Source organism: Sporosarcina siberiensis, assembly GCF_042681925.1.
GTDB lineage: Bacteria > Bacillota > Bacilli > Bacillales_A > Planococcaceae > Sporosarcina > Sporosarcina siberiensis.
On the sequence record NZ_JBHUGI010000032.1, the window covers coordinates 98,149 to 118,636 of the forward strand.

General features: G+C 38.5%; 18 protein-coding genes. All 18 read right to left on the reverse strand.

Annotated elements, in window-relative coordinates; genetic code table 11:
- Nucleotides 1-297: 297 nt before the first annotated feature.
- On the reverse strand, nucleotides 298-1,365 hold the full coding sequence (gene recA / locus ACFSFY_RS11395) for a recombinase RecA (RefSeq protein WP_381538126.1): 1,068 nt from the start codon (nucleotides 1,363-1,365) through the stop codon (nucleotides 298-300).
- 173 nt (nucleotides 1,366-1,538) lie between these two features.
- Complete coding sequence (locus ACFSFY_RS11400; protein ID WP_381538128.1) at nucleotides 1,539-2,792, reverse strand: competence/damage-inducible protein A; 1,254 nt, start codon at nucleotides 2,790-2,792, stop codon at nucleotides 1,539-1,541.
- 14 nt (nucleotides 2,793-2,806) lie between these two features.
- Complete coding sequence (gene pgsA / locus ACFSFY_RS11405; RefSeq protein WP_381538129.1) at nucleotides 2,807-3,385, reverse strand: CDP-diacylglycerol--glycerol-3-phosphate 3-phosphatidyltransferase; 579 nt, start codon at nucleotides 3,383-3,385, stop codon at nucleotides 2,807-2,809.
- Nucleotides 3,386-3,433: 48 nt separating this feature from the next.
- On the reverse strand, nucleotides 3,434-4,300 hold the full coding sequence (locus ACFSFY_RS11410; RefSeq protein WP_381538131.1) for a helix-turn-helix domain-containing protein: 867 nt from the start codon (nucleotides 4,298-4,300) through the stop codon (nucleotides 3,434-3,436).
- 16 nt (nucleotides 4,301-4,316) lie between these two features.
- On the reverse strand, nucleotides 4,317-5,111 hold the full coding sequence (locus tag ACFSFY_RS11415; RefSeq protein WP_381538133.1) for a DUF3388 domain-containing protein: 795 nt from the start codon (nucleotides 5,109-5,111) through the stop codon (nucleotides 4,317-4,319).
- Nucleotides 5,112-5,247: 136 nt separating this feature from the next.
- On the reverse strand, nucleotides 5,248-5,982 hold the full coding sequence (gene ymfI, locus ACFSFY_RS11420) for an elongation factor P 5-aminopentanone reductase (RefSeq protein WP_381538135.1): 735 nt from the start codon (nucleotides 5,980-5,982) through the stop codon (nucleotides 5,248-5,250).
- Nucleotides 5,979-7,277 carry an EF-P 5-aminopentanol modification-associated protein YfmH gene (gene yfmH / locus ACFSFY_RS11425; protein WP_381538136.1) on the reverse strand — a complete coding sequence of 433 codons (1,299 nt, stop codon included), beginning with the start codon at nucleotides 7,275-7,277 and terminating at the stop codon, nucleotides 5,979-5,981. The genes ymfI and yfmH overlap by 4 nt, the downstream gene beginning before the upstream one ends.
- Nucleotides 7,264-7,815, reverse strand: coding sequence for an insulinase family protein (locus tag ACFSFY_RS11430; RefSeq protein ID WP_381539057.1), 552 nt, complete (start codon nucleotides 7,813-7,815; stop codon nucleotides 7,264-7,266). The genes yfmH and ACFSFY_RS11430 overlap by 14 nt, the downstream gene beginning before the upstream one ends.
- A gap of 4 nt (nucleotides 7,816-7,819) precedes the next feature.
- Entirely contained in the window at nucleotides 7,820-8,782 is a 963-nt protein-coding gene (locus ACFSFY_RS11435) for an ABC transporter permease (RefSeq protein ID WP_381538138.1), read from the reverse strand.
- Nucleotide 8,783: 1 nt separating this feature from the next.
- Complete coding sequence (locus ACFSFY_RS11440) at nucleotides 8,784-9,827, reverse strand: ABC transporter permease (RefSeq protein WP_381538139.1); 1,044 nt, start codon at nucleotides 9,825-9,827, stop codon at nucleotides 8,784-8,786.
- Complete coding sequence (locus tag ACFSFY_RS11445) at nucleotides 9,820-11,388, reverse strand: ABC transporter ATP-binding protein (RefSeq protein WP_381538141.1); 1,569 nt, start codon at nucleotides 11,386-11,388, stop codon at nucleotides 9,820-9,822. Before ACFSFY_RS11445 ends, ACFSFY_RS11440 begins: the two co-directional genes overlap by 8 nt.
- Nucleotides 11,389-11,572: 184 nt before the next feature.
- Nucleotides 11,573-12,670 (reverse strand): BMP family lipoprotein, encoded by a 1,098-nt coding sequence (locus ACFSFY_RS11450; protein ID WP_381538142.1) that lies wholly within the window; start codon nucleotides 12,668-12,670, stop codon nucleotides 11,573-11,575.
- Between the two features lie 51 nt (nucleotides 12,671-12,721).
- Nucleotides 12,722-13,450: a GntR family transcriptional regulator gene (locus ACFSFY_RS11455; RefSeq protein ID WP_381538144.1), complete on the reverse strand. Its 729-nt coding sequence runs from the start codon at nucleotides 13,448-13,450 to the stop codon at nucleotides 12,722-12,724.
- 148 nt (nucleotides 13,451-13,598) lie between these two features.
- Nucleotides 13,599-15,914 carry a DNA translocase FtsK gene (locus ACFSFY_RS11460; RefSeq protein WP_381538146.1) on the reverse strand — a complete coding sequence of 772 codons (2,316 nt, stop codon included), beginning with the start codon at nucleotides 15,912-15,914 and terminating at the stop codon, nucleotides 13,599-13,601.
- Between the two features lie 117 nt (nucleotides 15,915-16,031).
- Nucleotides 16,032-17,699 (reverse strand): ribonuclease J, encoded by a 1,668-nt coding sequence (locus ACFSFY_RS11465; protein ID WP_381538148.1) that lies wholly within the window; start codon nucleotides 17,697-17,699, stop codon nucleotides 16,032-16,034.
- Between the two features lie 186 nt (nucleotides 17,700-17,885).
- Entirely contained in the window at nucleotides 17,886-18,776 is an 891-nt protein-coding gene (gene dapA / locus ACFSFY_RS11470) for a 4-hydroxy-tetrahydrodipicolinate synthase (protein ID WP_381538150.1), read from the reverse strand.
- Between the two features lie 5 nt (nucleotides 18,777-18,781).
- Complete coding sequence (locus ACFSFY_RS11475; protein WP_381538152.1) at nucleotides 18,782-19,816, reverse strand: aspartate-semialdehyde dehydrogenase; 1,035 nt, start codon at nucleotides 19,814-19,816, stop codon at nucleotides 18,782-18,784.
- A gap of 79 nt (nucleotides 19,817-19,895) precedes the next feature.
- Nucleotides 19,896-20,486, reverse strand: a complete 591-nt coding sequence (locus tag ACFSFY_RS11480; protein ID WP_381538154.1) for a dipicolinate synthase subunit B — start codon at nucleotides 20,484-20,486, stop codon at nucleotides 19,896-19,898.
- Nucleotides 20,487-20,488 lie beyond the last annotated feature (2 nt).

Genomic DNA, 20,488 nt, shown 5'->3' on the forward strand with positions numbered 1-20,488 from the left:
CTTGCTATTCTTTTCATTTTCAGTCGACTCATATATTAAGTATCAATATACTGCCAATTCAATTCGTTTATGGATTTACAAATATACATCCTAATTGTATCTATGTAAAAATCACATGTCAAGGATTCGAAAAACCATCCTTATCCTGTTTATATCAAAATTTAATAAGATTCTATGTTTTTTGTTCAATGAGCCTAGCATGAAGTCCGAATTGGTATTGCGGAATACGTTTAACGAAAACAAAAAACATCGGTTCTTCCCGTATAGGAGGGAACCGATGTTACTCAATTGTATAAATTACTTTTTTTCTTCTTCAACAAGAAGCAGTAGTTCCTCTTCTTTATCATCGACGTCATGTCCTTCAATAATTGCTGCTGGACCATCAAGATTATAGAAGTTTCTAATTTTCTTGTCAATTTCAGCACGGATATCTACATTCTCAGCTAGGAACTGTTTTGCATTTTCACGACCTTGTCCAAGACGTTCACCCTCATACGAATACCAAGAGCCACTTCTTTGAACTACTTCTGCTTCTGTTCCAAGATCAACAATTTCTCCTTCTTTAGAAATTCCGAAACCATACATAATATCGACTTCAGCTAGACGGAAAGGAGGTGCAACTTTATTTTTCACGACACGAATTCGAGTCTTGTTACCAACAATTTCATTACCTTGTTTAATCGCTTCTCCTCGACGAACATCAATTCGAACCGATGCATAGAATTTTAGTGCACGTCCACCAGGAGTAACTTCAGGGCTTCCAAACATTACGCCTACTTTTTCACGGATTTGGTTGATGAAAATAGCGTTTGTATGCGATTTATTTATTGCACCTGATAACTTACGAAGTGCTTGAGACATCAATCGAGCTTGGAGACCAACGTGTGAATCTCCCATTTCGCCTTCAATTTCTGCTTTTGGTACTAGAGCAGCTACGGAGTCAATAACTACGATGTCAACTGCCCCACTGCGAACGAGTGCTTCACAGATTTCAAGAGCCTGTTCACCCGTATCCGGTTGTGATAATAAAAGTTCATCAATATTAACACCAAGTCGTTTTGCGTATTCTGGATCGAGTGCATGCTCAGCATCAATAAATGCTGCTTGTCCTCCAGCTGCTTGTGCCGCTGCAATTGCATGAAGTGCAACAGTCGTTTTACCAGAACTTTCAGGTCCATATATTTCAACGACACGACCGCGTGGATAACCACCCACTCCGAGTGCAATATCAAGTGCAAGTGATCCGCTTGATACCGTTATAATACCACGGTCTGTCTTTTCTCCCAATTTCATGATAGAACCTTTACCAAATTGCTTTTCAATTTGTTTTAATGCCATATCGAGTGCTGCTTTACGATCTTTCAAAATAGTTCCTCCCTCAAGGTGAATTTCTGTTTTTCTTACTGTCTCTACTATACTTCTTTAATGAGAAATATTCAAGCTAAAAGCGAACACTTATTCGATATACTTTTTAAAATCCAATTTTAATTGAGAGTATCGCTGAAAACGGGTTTTTAATTGAGAATATGAATCAAAATTTAATTTTGAGCCTTTTTATCTTTCAAAAATTGAATGAGATAATAAAGTGTAAATTGGGACGCACGCAACCGATTCGTATTTCTGAGTCCTGATAATGAAAGTTTATATGTTTTTGGCGCTTCTCCTAGCGCAACAATACCTATCCAGACGGTACCAACTGCTTTTCCATCATGGGGATCAGGACCTGCAGCACCTGTTATTCCAATACCTACATCCGTTCCGAACTTCTTCATGACACTTACTGCAAGCGCCGCTGCACATTCTGAACTTACAACACCATACTTAGTCAACAAGCTCTCTTCTATTCCTAGCTGTTTCACTTTCATATCGTTATTGTACACGACAACTCCACCAGATAAAGACGAACTAATTCCTGGTTCATCCGCTAGCTCTGCCATAAACATTCCGGCCGTCAAACTTTCTGCTGCTGCCAATGTAAGATTGCTTTCACCCAGTAATTCAGCAGCTTTCGATGACAATGTGTCTTCATCTATTCCATAGATGAATTCACCAACAATGGAGCGTATTTCTTTCTCCACAGCATCAATTAAAAGATTTGCCTCGATTTCAGATAAAGCTTTTGCGGTAATTCTTAAAGTGACCGCACTTTTACTTGCTAATGGAGCAATTGTTGGATTGGTTTGTTTTTCCAATAGATCTTGAATTCTAAATTCAAGTTCTGCTTCACCAATTCCGTAAAACTTAAGTACTCTAGATTTGATAAGCTCTTTTTTTCCTAGAACACTAAATAGATATGGAGTCGCTTCTTTGGTGAACATTGGTTCCATTTCATGTGGTGGACCTGGTAGAAGTAGGTAATGGGTACCTTCATTTTCAACAGCCATTCCTGGTGCCATTCCTGTATGATTTGCCAAAACCTGAGCCCCTTGAAAAACGAGCGCTTGTTTTTTATTGTTTTCAGTCATCGTTCGGCCACTTCGCTCAAAATGTTCATGAATATAACGAAGTGCGGTATCATCACTCACAAGAACCGTTCCAATTTGTTTAGCTATTGTTTCTTTTGTTAAATCGTCTTTTGTCGGACCAAGCCCTCCTGTAAAAATCAAGACATCCGCTCGGCCTTTTGCAATCGTAATTACTTCCTCTAAACGTTTAGGATTATCACCAACAACTGTATGGTAATTCACATCTATCCCAATTTCCGCAAGTCTTAACGAAATAAACTTTGCATTGCTGTTTAATATCTGACCAAGTAATAACTCTGAACCTACTGCTATAATTTCTGCTCTCATTTACTTTTATCTCCTTACATCGACTCAATTAATACTCGTCGGTTTTTATAAAAATAATCTACACCTGACCAAATTGTAAAGAATAGTGCAATATATAACATAATCAACCCAAAAGGAATTCCTATTGATTCAAAAAATATGTTATTTAATAGTAAAGATGAAATCGCAATAATTTGAGTAGCCGTCTTAATTTTTCCAAGTTGGTTGGCTGCTACAACTTCTCCGCCACCTGCAAGTATTAACCTAAGGCCAGTTACTGCAAATTCACGGCTGATGATGATAATAACAACCCAAGAAGGCGCAGCACCAAATTCAACTAGAATAATCAATGCTGCCGAAACCAATAACTTGTCCGCCAACGGATCTAGAAATTTCCCCATATTTGTCACTAAATTATATTTACGTGCGATATAACCGTCTAGCCAGTCCGTTATGGATGCAATGATAAATATCAATCCGCCAATTAAATGACCCATTTCAATTTCAGTTCCCATAATAACTAAAGTGCCAAAACCGAAATCAATAAGCATAAATAACATAAAAATTGGAATTAAACACACTCGTAAAACCGTTATTTTATTTGGTAAATTCAACGATAACACCCTTTCCATTCAATGAAAATAGTCATCTATTAAAGATGACTATTGCTCATTCTCGTATTTAATAATAATGTTTTGTGTAATGCGGTCGCTAGCGTATTCCAATAGCTCACCATTCACATAGATTTCAGTACTCTCGGAGCGCCCAACACGTATTCTAACAAATTCAGTCGCTGTAACGTCGAACTCTACCTGACCACCAGATGTCATCGTCCTTGCTGGTGTCATCCATTCTTTTCTCGTTTCATCTAAAACGCCAATCCAAGAATCTCCGGTTGTCCGAATCTCCAATAAAAATTGCTCTGCATTTGCTAATGTATAATTTGAATCTTCCCCACTTATCGATACGTGTGTGAGTGTTTGTAAAGCTTTCTCGGGCTCTACAATTTCTGGTTCCTCTTCTTCATCACTTTCAGTTTCCACGTCAGGTGGCTTCACCTCAGACTTGTCACTATCTTCCATTGTGATTCTGTCCGGGTCGCCAACATCTTCTATAATCGGTTTTTTAGACGCAGTATTCAAAATTAAAAAATAAGCAACGGCAATTATTACAATAATAAAAAGTGCTGCTGTAATCTTCGGCATCAGTTCACTAAACCTGCTATTACTTCTCGAAATACTTCTTCTGTTTAATGCCGGAGTAGTATGTTGTTGTTTTTCTTCATCAAGTTTTTCAGTTGAAGCATTTTCCCTGTATAAAGAAAGCATCTCATCAGGATCAAGATCGACCGCTTCAGCATATTGCTTAATAAACGCACGAACGTAAAAAGAACCGGGCATCATGCTGTAATCTTCATTTTCGATACCTGAAAGATATCGTTTTTGAATTTTTGTTATTGACTGTAAATCATCTAACGTAAAGCCTTTAGTTGTTCTCGCCTCTTTAAGACGATCACCTAATCCGGTCACCAAAAACACCTACCAATCAAAAGTTGAATATATTAAATCCGCCTGCACCTAAATCTGCTGCCATGTTGTTCTTTTCCAAGACTTCATATGTAATCTCTTCGTCTGGAGTCGTCCGAAGCTCAATAATATAATCAAAGTCTTCAATATTATACTCTGAATGTTGTACAAATATATCAGGATGCTCGACCACTTTTATTGATGGTAAGTTCATCATTTCTCGAACAAGTTGCAAATGTCGTTCGTCAGGTGCTTTACGCGACACAATTCCGTCTAAAATAAATATATTATCTTTAGAGAATTCATCACCAGCAAGAGTATTTCGAACAGTTTGCTTGATCATTGTTGAGGAAAGAAAAATCCATTTTTTGTTAGCACAAACACTTGCTGCAACAACCGACTCTGTTTTTCCGACCCTCGGCATACCTCTAATTCCAATCAATTTATGACCATCTTGCTTAAATAACTCCGCCATAAAGTCGACTAAAATCCCCAGTTCACTCCGAAGAAAACGAAACGTTTTTCGATCATCTACATCACGCTGTATATAACGACCATGACGAACCGCTAAAATATCGCGCAATTTAGGTTCCCTTATTTTTTTCACTTGAATTGTTTCCATTGTAGATGCAATCAGTTCAAAACGCTCTATTTGAGCATCATCTTCAGTCGTAAGCAACATTCCACGATGCCCACCATCAACACCATTTATCGTTACAATGTTAACACGTAACATCCCAAGTAATGAAGCAATATCACCAAGAAGTCCTGGACGATTCACTTGAATTACATATTCACAATACCATTTCCCCATACGTCCCACACCCCTTCCAAAAGTAAATGCATATAAACTTTATAGAATTCGGATTTATTAATTCGTACACCTAATAATAGCGGATAGAGTAGATTAAGAAAAGGAAAAAATAAAAAGGGTAATTTTGCCCTTTTTATTATATATACCAACCGCCGTTAATCTTCAATATTTCTCCAGTCATATAATCCATATTCCCACTTAATAGAAAACGAACCATTTCCGCTACATCTTTCGGTAAACCTGTTTTCAATAATGGAATTTCACTAATAACCATTTGTCGGTCCTCAGAAGAGATTTCAGCGTTCATCGTTGTTTCAATCCAGCCTGGTGCAATCCCGTTTACACGTACTCCGGAATAAGCAGCTTCTTTTGCGTAGGCTTTTACAAATGTATGCTGTGCACCTTTAACGGCCGAATACATTACTTCACTTGCTGCACCTGTATCTCCCCAAATGGAACCAATAAAGATAATATAAGACGATGTAAACTCACGTAGTTGTGGTGAGATAAGAGCAATAAATTGAGCAGGATTTTGCATATGAACTTTCCACAATGCATCCATATCTTCAGGCGTTGTTTCAGTCAACAACTTATTCATCGACTGCCCATTCGCCACAACAACTGCACGCACCTTCTTCATCTGTTGGCTTAACTGTTCCGCTCCGCCTGTTTTCGAGAAATCGCTTTGACTTAAGATAAAATCCAATTCGGGATAGTTTTTATTAAGCTCTGTTTGTAAATGTAGTGCTTGTTCTTCATTACGATTGTAGTGAATATAAAGCGACCATCCACTTGCAGCAAGAGTTCGGCATATTTCTTGCCCAATTCCACCTGTCGCACCTAGAACAACGCAGTAGCCTTGATTAGTCATTCTGTTTTTTCTGCCGGAACAACAGTGAAAACTGTGTGACCATCTTCATTACTGAATGTATCAAAAGAGGCTTTTAAATCCTCTATCGTCATTTTTTCAAGTACCGGAACTACGTCGAATAGGTTCATGTCATTAAATTTATAATGAGTAAACTGATTTGCAATAAATTCAATTGAATTTAATGAACGCATAAATTGACCTATTTTTTTCTTCCTCATTCGATTAAGATCAGATTCTTTAATTGGCCAATCCTTTGCAGCATTTTGAAGTGTTGTACGGATTGCCTCTTCAAGAAGTTCAGGATTTTCTGTATCCGATACAACCATCGCGAAACCAAATCCTCTTTCAATTGTAAAATCATACGAAAAAGATTCATCAATTAAACCTTCTGCATATGCTTTTGTAAAAAAGGCAGATGAACGATCAAACAATGCATCCAGCACAAGGCCAGATGATAGTTCTTGAATAATCATCTCTTCCGCCGAAAGATTCATTTTAGAGCATTTCATCCCGTAACTTAGTTTTGGCTTTGTAACATCCATTGTAAGAGTTCTTTTTTTGATTGCCACATTATTAGGTTCTTCTGGGAATTTCCGCACAATATCGGCAGCTTCAGAAAAGGTTTTGCTATCTTGATTTTTTTTAATATGATTCATCATTTCTTCAGGCTCAACTGCCCCTACTATAAATAACACCATATTAGTCGGATGATAGAACGTTTCGTAACACATATAAAGATGTTCAGCTGTTATGTCCTCGATGGACTCAACTGTCCCAGCAATATCAATTTTAACTGGGTGATTATGGAACATGTTTTCAATCGTTCCAAAGTATAGGCGCCAATCAGGCAAATCATCATACATCGTTATTTCTTGTGCAATGATTCCTTTTTCTTTATTTACGGTTTCTTCCGTGAAATAAGGTTCTTGGACAAAGTTTAGCAATGTCGTTGTATTTTCGTAAAGCTTATCGGTTGCTGAAAAGAGGTAGGCAGTGCGAGTGAAAGAAGTAAATGCATTCGCAGATGCACCTTGCACACTAAATTCTTGAAACACATCCCCATCTTCTTTTTCAAACATCTTATGTTCTAAAAAATGCGCAATCCCATCAGGAACTAAAACTTCTTCATCTTTTCCGTTAGGAATAAATGCCGAATCAATTGAACCATATTTTGTCGTAAATGTCGCAAAAGTTTTAGAGAAACCACGCTTCGGTAATATATAGACGTCTAGACCGTTCTCAAGTTTCTCATTATACAAAGTTTCCTGTAGGTTTTCGAATTCAATTTTCTTCATTATTTGTAGCCTCCTTACCTGATAGCAAATAAACAATTTCTAATTTAAGTGTGGAAGCCATTTTCTTAACGTCTTCTTTTGTAACCGCATCCCATTTTGAAATGAGACCTTCTGCAGTAAAGTTTTCGTCTAACTCTTTAAACTGATCGAATACTTCAATTTGTCCACGAGCCGAATCAAACGTACTGCGAATTCCATTATTCAGAAGGGCTTTTGTTTGTTCGAGCTCTAAATCGGTAATGTCTCCATTTTGCAACACGGTGAGCTGTTCAGTAATGAGTTTAACAGCCTTCTCTTCGAGTTCCGCATCAATGCCTGCCATTACATAAACAAGCCCGTAGTGGGAAGAATATGAGCTTGAAGCGTAGTAGGCCATGCTTTCTTTTTCACGAACATTTATAAATAACTTACTATGTGAAAATCCACCTAAAATTCCGTTTGTCACTTGCATAGCTGTATAATCCGGATGATGGAAGGTAATTGGTGTTGAGAAACCCATATGCAACTTCCCTTGTTTCATGTCCTGCTTTTCACGAATTTGTTTATAGTCTTTTTCCCTTTATATATGGTTGCCCACTAGCTTTCGGTGCATTTGCTCTACCGATAAATCCTGCAAGTGCAAGAATCGTCAAAACGTAAGGCAAAATGTGGAGATAGACCGTTGGCACATTGGCAAGAAACGGAATACCCGGTGCACTGATCGCAAGAGCTTGCGCAAATCCGAAAAACAATGCAGCTCCCATTGCGCCAATAGGATGCCATTTACCAAAAATCATAGCAGCAAGTGCCATAAATCCTTGTCCATTAATCGTCGCATGTCCAAAATCATTCGTCATTGTTTGCGAATATATCGCACCACCGATACCCGCTAATCCACCAGAAATGATAACGGCAATATAACGAAGACGAGTAACGTTAATCCCCATCGTATCGGCAGCCATCGGATGTTCTCCGACCGCTCTAAGACGCAGGCCAAATGGTGTCTTGTAAATTATAAACCAGGCAATGAGTGCAACCATTATAGCCAAAATAGATGAACCGTATATTCCTTTAAAAAATAAGGGTCCGATAACCGGTATTTCATGTAAAATTGGAACATTGAATCTTGGAATGCTTTTTTGAATAAAATCAGTTTGACCTTTTCCAAAAATCATTTTTACCGAAAATAAGGCAACCGCAATTCCAAGCATGTTGATTGCCACACCCGATACAACTTGGTCTGCACGGAATGTGATCGACGCCACCGCATGCAAAATCGAGAAAATCGCGGCTACAAGCATTGCAGCAATAAGTGCCAACCACGGTGTCCATGCACCAAAAGTATCCACATACATTAAATTGAATAGAATACCAATGAATGCTCCCATTACCATAAGACCTTCAAGACCTATGTTTACTACACCTGAACGTTCTGAGAAGACGCCTCCAATTGATGTGAAAATAAGAGGAGCGGCATAGGAAATCGTAATCGGAACTATAAAGTACAGTAATTCAAGAAAACTCATGTCACTTCGCCTCCTTTTTCTTATTCAAACGGCCAAGTGCCACACGTATAATGTATCCGGACGCAACAAAGAAAATTATGAGTGCAATAACGATCGAAACAATTTCAAGCGGTATTCCCGCAGCATTTGGCATGTTTCCAGAACCGTACTTCAATGAACCAAATAGAGTTGCACCAAAAACAACGCCTAATGGTGTGTTTGCACCAAGTAACGCTACTGCGATACCGTCAAATCCAATTCCTGTGAATCCACTTAGACTCGCCATATAACCAAACGTACCAAGTGCTTCCATTGCACCTGCAAGTCCTGCTAAAGCACCAGAAATCACCATTGACAATACAATGTTTTTATTCACATTCATTCCTGCATATTTTGAAGCATGATCATTAAACCCTACAGATTTAAGTTCAAAACCAGTTTTTGTTTTTTCGAGTATGAACCAAGTAACTCCAACCATCGCAAGCGCAACGAAGATTCCATAATGTAACGTTGAAAAGTTCGTGAGATTCGAAAGGAATTCCGAACGAAGCGATGCAGTCGGATGAATTTTATCCGTTTTGTAACTTCCAGATACCGCTTTAATAAGAGCGTTAACTACGTGAAGAGCAATATAATTCATCATAATCGTAACAATTACTTCGTGAACACGAAGCGTTGCCTTCAAGATACCTGGTACTAATCCCCACAAAGCTCCTGCAACGGCAGCGGCTATGAGCGCTAGTGGTAAATGAATCATTTTCGGAAGATCAAATGCCACTCCGACATATGCTGCTGCGAACCATCCGACAATCAGCTGTCCTTCAACACCAATATTGAACAATCCTGACCGAAACGCAAAAGCAACTGCAAGTCCTGCTAGAAGATAGGGACTTATTTGACGAACTGTTTCTCCCATTGAATAGACGTTACCAAAAATTCCATCGAATAATGCAATGTATCCTTTTACTGGGTCATAGCCGCTCGCTACCATGACAATCGCCCCAACTAATAAGCCTAGGATTATTGAAATGATTGGTACGAGTAAATTAATAACTCGATTAGACATTTCTGTCTTCACCTTCTTTCAATACAACTTCGTCTCCAACAACAATCATTTGGTCTTTTGAATGTCCAGCCATCAGTAAACCTAGTTCAGATTCTGTTGTTTCCTCAGGATTCACAATATCAATTATTTTTCCATCTGAAATAACTGCGATTCGATCCGAAACGTTCATTACTTCATCGAGTTCAAAAGAGATTAACAAAACTGCTTTTCCATGGTCTCTTTGTTCAATTAGTTTTTGATGAATAAATTCAATTGCACCGACATCGAGACCTCTTGTTGGCGTAGCAGCAATTAACAAATCTGGATTCCGGTCAATTTCACGACCTATAATAAGTTTTTGTTGATTCCCACCGGATAATGAGCGAGCTAGAGCATTTTCACCTTGACATCTTACGTCATACATTTCAATAATTTTTTTAGCTTTTTCAGATACTTTTTTATAATCCATAATCCCTTTTCTGGATATCGGTTTATTATAGTACGTTTGCAACACAGCATTGTACCCAACTGTAAAATCAAGAACTAGACCATGTTTATGTCGATCTTGGGGAATATGACCAATCCCGGTTTCAGTAATTTTCCTAGGTTTTTTTCCAGTAACATCGTTTGAATTGATTGTTATTTTTCCACTCTTTACTTTTTGTAGTCCTGTAATTGCCTCAATCAGTTCAGACTGTCCATTTCCATCGATACCGGCAATCCCCATAATTTCACCTCTGCGAACGGACAAATTAAGCCCTTTCACTTTGACAACTCCGCGGTAATCTTCTACAAAAAGGTCTTGAATCTTCAACACTTCTTCAGTTGGAAATGAAGGACCCTTTTCCGTTTTGAACGTTACTTGTCGTCCTACCATTAACGTAGCAAGTTCTTCGGGATTCGTTTCGGCAGTCGTCACCGTTCCAATTCCCACACCTTTACGAATAATCGTCACACGATCCGATACATCCATAATTTCCTGAAGTTTATGTGTAATGATAATAATTGATTTTCCTTCTATGATTAGCTTTTTCATTATCGCAATTAATTCATCTATTTCTTGTGGTATAAGTGAAGCCGTTGGTTCGTCAAATATAAGAATATCCGCTCCGCGATAAAGCGTTTTCAATATTTCAACTCGTTGTTGCATACCTACGGATATATCTTCTATTTTTGCATAAGGATCCACATCCAACCCATACAGCTTAGAGATTTCAGCAACTTTTTTTGCCGAATCCTTAATGTTGATCATTCCCATTTTCTTAGGTTCATTGCCTAAAATAATATTCTCTGTTACGGTAAGGTTTTCAACGAGCATAAAGTGTTGATGAACCATTCCTATTCCAAGTGAATTCGCTACATTCGGGTCTGAAATGTCTACTTTTTTTCCACGAACACGAATTTCCCCACCCTCTGGTTGATATAAACCAAACAGAACGTTCATTAATGTTGATTTCCCTGCACCATTTTCACCTAAAAGTGCATGAATTTCACCTTTTTCTAATTGTAGAGTGATATTATCATTCGCTACAAAATTACCGAATTCTTTTCGAATATTCAGCATTTCTATGACATATTCCAACGGGTTCACATCCTCACAACAGTGTATTTTCAATAGTATAGTTTAAAATAAATACAAGAAAAGGTTCCAGAAAGGAATCTTTTCTTCTATTTATTTTTTAATAGTATACCTTACAAAAATGAAACCATGAAGGCCAAACAAAAAGAAGCCCTCATGATTTCGTTTTTTGTTAATTAAAGTATACTTACTTTTTTGCTTTAGGATCTTTATTTACAACAATTTCTTCACTAACAATTTTCTCTTTAAACGTTTCAATTTCTGCAAGAATATCATCAGGAATTGCACCGCGTGAATCAGCAAGTTCGATTCCATCATCTGCTAAACCATATGTTGTGATCGTGCCGCCTGGGAATTCACCCTTCGCAGCAAGTTCTGCAGTTAACTTAACAGCAATATCTACACGTTTAAGCATTGAAGTAAGTGTAATGTTTTCGTCGCCAACTTTACCTTCTTCGTATTGGTCAGAGTCCACACCAATTACCCATACGTATGCATCTTTATCTGCCGCTTTACGTTCTTTAGCTTCTGAGAATACTCCGTTACCAGTACCACCAGCAGCGTGGAAAATAATATCAACACCCGATGAATACATACGGTTTGCTGCTGCTTTTCCATCTTCAGCTTTGTCAAAGTTTCCTGTGTACTGTACGTCCACTTTAATATCCGGATTAACTGCTGCGACTCCATCAACAAATCCTGCATGGAAGCGTTCAATTACCGGAATTTCCATTCCACCAACAAAACCAATTTTATTCGATTTCGTCATGCGTGCAGCAGCAACTCCAGCAAGGAATGCTCCTTCTTGTTCTTTAAACATAATACTTGCAACGTTTGCAACTTCTGATTCTTCATCCACTAAACCGAAGTTTGTTTCTGGATTTTGCTGTGCAACGGTTTCAATTGCATCTTTCAAAAGAAAACCAATACCATAAATGAGGTCGAAATCACGATGAGCAAGTCTGTTGATATTTGCTTCATAATCAGCCATATCGGTTGATGTTAAATAATCATATCCGCCATCGCCTTTTTCAAGTCCATTTTCTTTACCATAATCTTGGATACCTTTCCAAGCAGATTGGTTGAACGATTTATCGTCAACCCCTCCAGTATCTGTTACCATTGCGATTGAAATTGCGCCTTCATTTACTTCAGGTGCTGTAGTCGTGTCTTCTTTTTCTGTATCTTTTTCTGTATCTTTTGCTTTATCTGTTCCACATGCGCCTAGAATTGTCCCGGCTGCAAGTAGAAATGTAAAAGCAAGACCTAATTTACGTTTCTTCATCGATAGACCCTCCCTGTTTTTCTAATTATATTAGTATGACGCTAAAGCGTCTTATACCCGTTTTCGTACGACGTGAAAGCTAAATTTATCCGCTCGAAAATAGTTTTTCGAGTACAAAACCATTTCGCCATCTTCACTGTAATGATGTTGAAGTAATACTAAGAGCGGCACGTCGACACCACATCTTAATATGGACGATGCTTCATCGTCATACCCTACTGGCTCTATATGAGTAACGGCTTGATCAATTCGGATTTTTCCGGATTTTTCAATCGCATCGAAAATCGAAACATTTAACAACTCTTCTGTTCCTGTTGGTATATTTTTAGATAGTACACGGTCTATGCAATACACAACTGGTTCTCCGTCTGCGGTTCGCACACGTTTGATTGTTACAAGATGATCTTCTTCATTACAAGTAAATCTTGTCTGTTCTTTCTCGCTAGGAGTTGACTCAGAAACATCCATAAATATTGTTCCTGGTTCCATTCCAACATTTCGTATCATTGCAGAAACACTTGTCAAATGTTCAATACCTGAAGTAAATAGAGGCTTTGGATTTACAAATGTTCCAACACCATGTTTCCGTATGATTACTTTTTCTTCTTCAAGAAGTCGAAGCGCTTCGCGTAGTGTAGCACGGCTCACACCAAGCTTTCGGGCTAACTCGAATTCAGATGGGAAACGTTCATTTTCTTTAAAGATGCCTTTTTCAATATCATTCTTTAATCGTTCGATCACTTGTAAATATAAAAGTCTCTGATCTGTTTTTATCATCATTGCACAATCACCTCCAATTGAGGTCAGACCTCTGATGTTAAACTTCACTACTAATCAACCATACTATATCACTTTTTACTCAGAAAATAAACAAGCAATTCACTAATTTTTCTTCCACGGCTTTAATGACACTGATTTGACATAGTATTTATAAGTGGGCATCCACTTCGTTTTTACTCAACAGTACTTTTCTAGGTTTGCTGCCCTCTGGTGGACCCACGACACCCCGCATTTCCATTTGGTCAACAATACGTGCTGCACGTGAATAACCCACTCTAAAACGACGTTGCAACATGGAAACAGATGCTGTTTGTAGTTCCGTTACAAGACTTACTGCTTCATCATACAATTCGTCGGTTTCTTCATGTGGTCTCACTTCCACAACTTCAGTCGGAATCATCTCTTCTTGGTACTGTGCTTTTTGTTGTTCAATTACGAAATCCACTACAGCCTCAACTTCGCTATCTGACACAAATGCACCTTGAATTCGGACTGGTTTCGATACACCAGCGGGAAGAAATAACATGTCGCCCCTTCCCAAAAGCTTTTCAGCCCCTCCACTATCTAGAATCGTTCTTGAATCGATAGCCGATGAAACAGCAAATGCAATTCGGGACGGTATATTCGCCTTAATAATTCCTGTTATAACATCAACACTTGGACGTTGTGTAGCAATGATTAAGTGGATTCCTGCCGCCCGTGCCATTTGAGCTAGACGCGTAATGGAATCTTCTACATCATTGGATGCTACCATCATTAAGTCAGCCAGCTCATCCACAATTACAACGATATAAGGCATCCGCGGATGTTTTTCTTCATTTTCTTCATTCCAAACATCAATATGTTCATTGTATCCTTCTATATTTCGTGTTCCTGTATGAGAATATAATTCATAACGTCGTTCCATTTCTGAAACAACTTTCTGTAGTGCTTGGGACGCTTTTCGCGGGTCCGTCACAACGGGTGCTAAAAGATGTGGCACACCATTATACACATTCAGCTCAACCATTTTAGGATCAATCATCATCATTTTGACCTCGTGAGGTTTCGCTCGCATTAGAATACTGATAATAATTCCGTTGATGCACACACTTTTCCCGCTCCCGGTAGACCCAGCGATGAGAACATGCGGCATTTTATTAAGCTCTGTTAAAATTGCCTGTCCAGTAACGTCCCGGCCGAGTGAAATCATTAGCTTGGATTCCGGACGACTGTTTTCTTTCGCTTCAATGACTTCACGAAGGCTAACAACAGCTATATCTTTATTGGGTACTTCAATTCCAATCGCAGACTTACCTGGAATCGGCGCTTCTATTCGAATTCCACTTGCAGCTAGAGCTAGTGCGATATCATCGGACAAGCTCACAATTCGACTGACTTTGACACCCGTATCCGGCAATACTTCATATTTTGTTACAGCAGGACCTAAATGGACTTGTGTAACACGCGCCTTCACACCGAAACTTAAAAATGTTCGTTCCAATTTTTGAGCATTTGCCTGAATTGAGTTAAACTCCTCTGATTGGTCATTCATCGGAGTCTCCTTTAATAAACTAGGGGGTGGTAAAATATAAGACTCATTTTCTTCTTCACCCGTAACCCCAGTTATGGAAACATCAACAGCATTTTCTGCATCTATTTCCAAAGCAGGTTCTTCACGTTCCGTTTTTTCGATTCGTTCAGTGAATGCAGAAATAATTGGCTGAGACGGTATCTCCATAATCTGAATCATTTCATCCTCAGGTTCTTCCTGTGGCTTTTCTTCTTTGTTTACGGGTTTGCTCGGTCGATTGGAACGAGTTTGTTTCGACGGTTTCTTTTTCGCAGGCGTTTCTCTATTCTTCAAAGATTGTTTAATTGAATTTATAAAGTCAGGAAACTTTTCTGCAAAGTACGGAACTAGAGCTTTCCCGGTTAATAAAACAAGTCCAATTGACAGTAAGAGAACACCTGCAAGAGTAGCTCCAGCAGAATCGAAAAGAGAAAAGAACATTGCAAATAAAAATGCCCCAGCCATACCTCCACCTAGTGCTCCGCTTCTAGAAGTAATGCCATCATTCGTCACAAGTATGTTCCATGTTTCTTTTAAAACCGAATCCGACATAAGAACTTGGCTTGTAGAAAGTTCTTTAAAGAGATACACATGACTGAATAAAATGAAACTTGCTAGAATAAACAAACAACCGACAACAATTCTATTTTTCCATCCTCCGGCTTTTCTATTAATCATTAAAATAAGAGCTTGTATAATAAGTATAAGAGGAATTGCTTTATGCCAGTTCCCAAATATCATCATTGAAAACGAAGTCAAACCTTGTCCGACCGTTCCAAATTCAAAAATAATAATAACCGCTAACCCAAGCATTACAAGTCCAATGACTTCGTAAAATAATGGATGCATTCCCTGTGGTTTTTTCTTTCTGCCTTTACTTGCTGTCTTTCGACTGCCCCTCTTTTTTGGCATTTGTCTCCTCCTTTCTAAGTTCCAAAAAAGGATTTCCTACCGCACAGACGGCAAAGGAAATCCTTCGAAGCGATTCTATTAGAAACGTAGATCCTATTTAAGAAAAAGTCTACCTAATTAGTATTCCATTATAATTGGAATAATCATTGGGCGTCTTTTCGTTTGTTGGTATAAATATGAACTAAGTGTGTCTCTTATCTCTTGCTTTATGTTTGTCCAATCGAAAGACTTTTTATTCACATGTGTCTCAACAATTTTTCGAACAAGTTTACGAGCTTCTTCTAACAGCTCTTCAGATTCACGAACATAAATAAATCCACGCGAAACAATTTCTGGTCCAGCTGCAATGCGTTTTTGCTTACGGCTTAGTGTGATGACTACTGTAAATATGCCATCTTGCGATAATAGTTTACGGTCACGTAGAACGATATTCCCAACATCGCCAACACCTATTCCATCAATTAAAATATTCCCTGCTGGAACACGTCCACTCATGCGCATTTTATCTTTATTGTACTCAACGACATCGCCTTTATCGGCAATAAAGACACTTGTCTTTGGAATTCCCGTCTGTTGAGCTAATTTCGAATGTGCAATAAGCATTCTGTATTCACCTTGAACCGGTATAAAATACTTTGGCTTCATAAGGTTTAACATCAATTTCAAATCTTCCTGACTTCCATGACCAGAAACGTGAACATTCTTACTTGAAGTAAGTACAGATGCACCAGCTTTTGCAAGATCATTCATTGTCTGGAACATAGAAACTTCCATACCAGGTGAAGGTGTGAACGTAATTAAAACAGTATCTGTTTCTTTTATTTGCAGTAGTTGATGATCTTTACGAACAATTTTGGATAGAGCATCAAGTGGCTCCCCTTTGTTCCCTGTTACGATGATTACAACTTTATCATCATCATACTTTTCAATATCTTCAACAGGTACTACAATATCGTCTTCAATTTCCAAGTAACCTAAATTCTTACCTACTTCAAAGTAGCTTTCAAGACTCTTTCCGACAACAGCGACTTTCTTACCTGTCTCTACTGCAGTGTCGAATACTTGTTGGATTCGAATAAAGTTCGAAGCATATAAAGCAACTAGAATACGGCCTTCTGCTCCGTGAAACGTTTTTGATAAATGTGCTTCAATAACAGATTCAGAAGTTGTATATCCAGGACGTTCAGCTTCCGAAGAATCTGACATTAGTACAAAAACACCTTGCTCACCAATGGCTGCCATTTTCCCAATATCCGGACGATATTTACCTTTCGCGGATTGGTCAAACTTGAACTCTCCAGTGTGAACAATTGCACCTTCACTTGTGTTAAAAACGATTCCTAGTGAATCCGGAATACTATGCGTTGTATTGAAAAATGTAACATGTGTACGCGCAAAATTCATCCGACTTTTATTCGTTACTTCAAAAAACTTTACAGCTGTAGGTGACGGCATTTCTTTCAAATGCTCTTTAGCAAGCGCGATTGTTAGCTTCGATCCGTAAACCGGAGCTTGTACTTTTTGAAGCAAAAATGCGATTGAACCGATTGCATCTTCATGACCGTGTGTTAAAAAGATTCCTTTTACGCGTTCTTTGTTTTCTACAACGTACGTAATGTCTGGAACAACGATATCGATTCCAAGCATTTCTCCTTCAGGAAACATAAGCCCGCTATCTACGATAAACATTTCTTCATCAATTTCAACAACGTACATAGATTTCCCAATTTCTCCAACTCCACCAAGTGGAATAATTCTTATTGACTCATTTTTTATTTTTGACACATAATTTCCTCCTATTTCTTTCCCGTTCAGATTGACTGTCTTTTATTATACGGGACGAAGCGGTCCTGTACAAACATTAAAAACACAAGTTCGTGAAAATACATATTCATATCTGTTGAATTGTACGTTAAAAGGCTATGTATTGTCGTTCAAACAAAAAAAGCCGGCAACTAAAACCGGCCTAATTTAAGCGAAAAGCGTACGGTTCTTTTCGTATTCTTTCCATATATGATCAAATTCAGCATTGCAATCTCCATAAGATATCAAAGGCAATCTCACTCCACCTGTACCTATGTTCATTTTTTTAAGTGCATACTTCAAAGGAACAGGATTCGAAGTTGCAAATAACCCACGGAATAAAGGTAGTAATGCACGATGCATTGCAGCTGCTTCCGCATTGCGACCAGCTAGAAAGGCTGCGATCATCTTTTGCATGTCATTTCCAACAATATGTGCGGCGACTGAAACAATTCCGTTTCCACCTATCGCAAGAATCGGCAATGTTAACGCGTCATCACCGCTGTATACAGAGAAGTTTTGATCCGTTTCGGTAATAATCGTTGCAATCTGTTCTAAGTCGCCACTTGCTTCTTTCACAGCCCGAATGTTTTTCACTTTTGAAAGAGCAACAACTGTTTCTGGCAAGAGATTTACAACAGATCGCCCCGGTATATTATACAACAGAATCGGTAATGAAGTTTCCGAAGCAATTTCGGTAAAGTGAGCATACATTCCTTTTTGACTCGGTTTATTGTAATAAGGGGTAACAAGCATTATCCCATCCGCGCCTAGTTCTGTCGCTTTTTTAGTCAACTGTAGAGACTCACTTGTTGAATTCGTACCTGTACCTGCAATTACTGGAATTCTTTTATTTACGGTTTTAATTGTAAATGCTAGAAGTGCTTCTTTTTCTTCGACCGATAATGTTGGAGACTCTCCAGTTGTTCCATTCACTACAATTGAATTTGTACCATTTTTAATTAAATGTTCAATTAAAACGCCCGCTATTTCGTAATCAATTTTTCCCTCAGTTGAAAATGAAGAAATCATTGCAGTTGAAATGCGACCCATTTCCATACAAATCAGCCCTTTTCATTAATGAGACATTCTGCGATTTGAACAGAATTTAATGCGGCTCCTTTTAACAAGTTATCCGTTACAACCCACATATGAAAACCATTTGGATGATCGGGATCTTTCCGAATTCGGCCCACAAATACAGCGTCTTCTCCTTCGGCAAATAGTGCCATCGGGTAGGATTGCTTATCTGGATTGTCTTGTAGAACAATTCCAGGTGCATTTTCTAACAGCGCTTGGATATCGGCTACAGATGTATCATCGTTTTCAATTTCAAAATAAATCGATTCGGAATGTCCAGAAACAACTGGAATTCGTACACATGTCGCAGAAACTTGTAATTTATTATTTTCAAAAATTTTCTTGGTTTCATTGATCATTTTAAGTTCTTCTAGCGTGTATCCTGAAGTATCGAAAGCATCGATTTGCGGAATTGCGTTAAATGCAATCGGATAGAAACGCTCCCCAGAACCTGTTGGCAATAAATTGGCTTCATTCGTGGCACGACTTTCAAACTCGGCACTTTGTTTTTGAAGCTCATCAATGGCTTCAATACCGGCACCGGAAACAGCTTGATACGTCGAAACAATTACCCGACTTAAACCTAGTTTTTGTCGTATCGGTTCAAGTGCAGTTACCATTTGTATTGTTGAGCAGTTCGGATTCGCTATAATACCCGAATGCCTTTTTAATGCCTCAGGATTAACTTCCGGAACAACGAGCGGTATATCCGCAGTCATACGGAAAGCACTTGTATTATCAATTACAACTGCTCCTCTATCAACCGCCTCACTTACGAACATTTTGGAAATATTTCCTCCAGCACTAAAAAAAGCGATATCAATTCCATCAAATGATTCTGGAACTGTCTCTTCTACAATAAATTTTTGGCCATTTGCCGTAATTTCCATTCCTGCGGATCTTTTAGACGCTAGTAGTTTAATTGAATTCATAGGAAAATTTCTTTCCAATAACTTTTCAAGGATTTTTGTTCCAACCGCACCAGTCGCTCCGACAATCGCTACATTTACTTTTTTCATTCAAATTCTCCCCTTCAGCACTTAAGCAGTTCTAATGGAGAAATTATAGCACAAGACTGGACATGATGTATCAAAACATTCATTTTTTTTCGTGTATGATGAGTAAAGGTTGCAGCTGTCTTTTTTCTAGAGCAGCTACAGTAGCTGGGACCATCAGTGAAAAATCTGAAATAAGTGAGTTGGGTTTATTGAATGGATCATCCTGCCCAAATGGAATAAAAAAGACGTTTTTCATGTTTAGGAGCTTCATAATATTGACACCGTTTAGTCCAAGTGCATCATTTGTTGAAATGCCAAGTAAAACTGGACTACCGTTACGGAGTGTCGCTTTAGCACCCATTAATACCGGTGAATCGGTTGAAGCATTGGCAAATCTACTTAGTGAATTTCCCGTCATTGGGGCAATAATCATACAATCAACAGGTGCTGTTGGACCAAATGGCTCGGCTCCAACAATTGTAGATATAACTTTTTCTCCGGTCGCTTCTTCAATCCTTCGAATCCATTCCTCACCCGTTCCAAACCTCGTCGCAGCTGTGAGGACTGAATGAGTAATAACTGGTACAACTGTTGCACCGGCTTCGATGAGAGAGTCGATGACCGGAATAATTTCATCATACGTACAATGCGAGGCTGTGATACCTAAAGCTATACGTTTTCCTTGTAGCATGA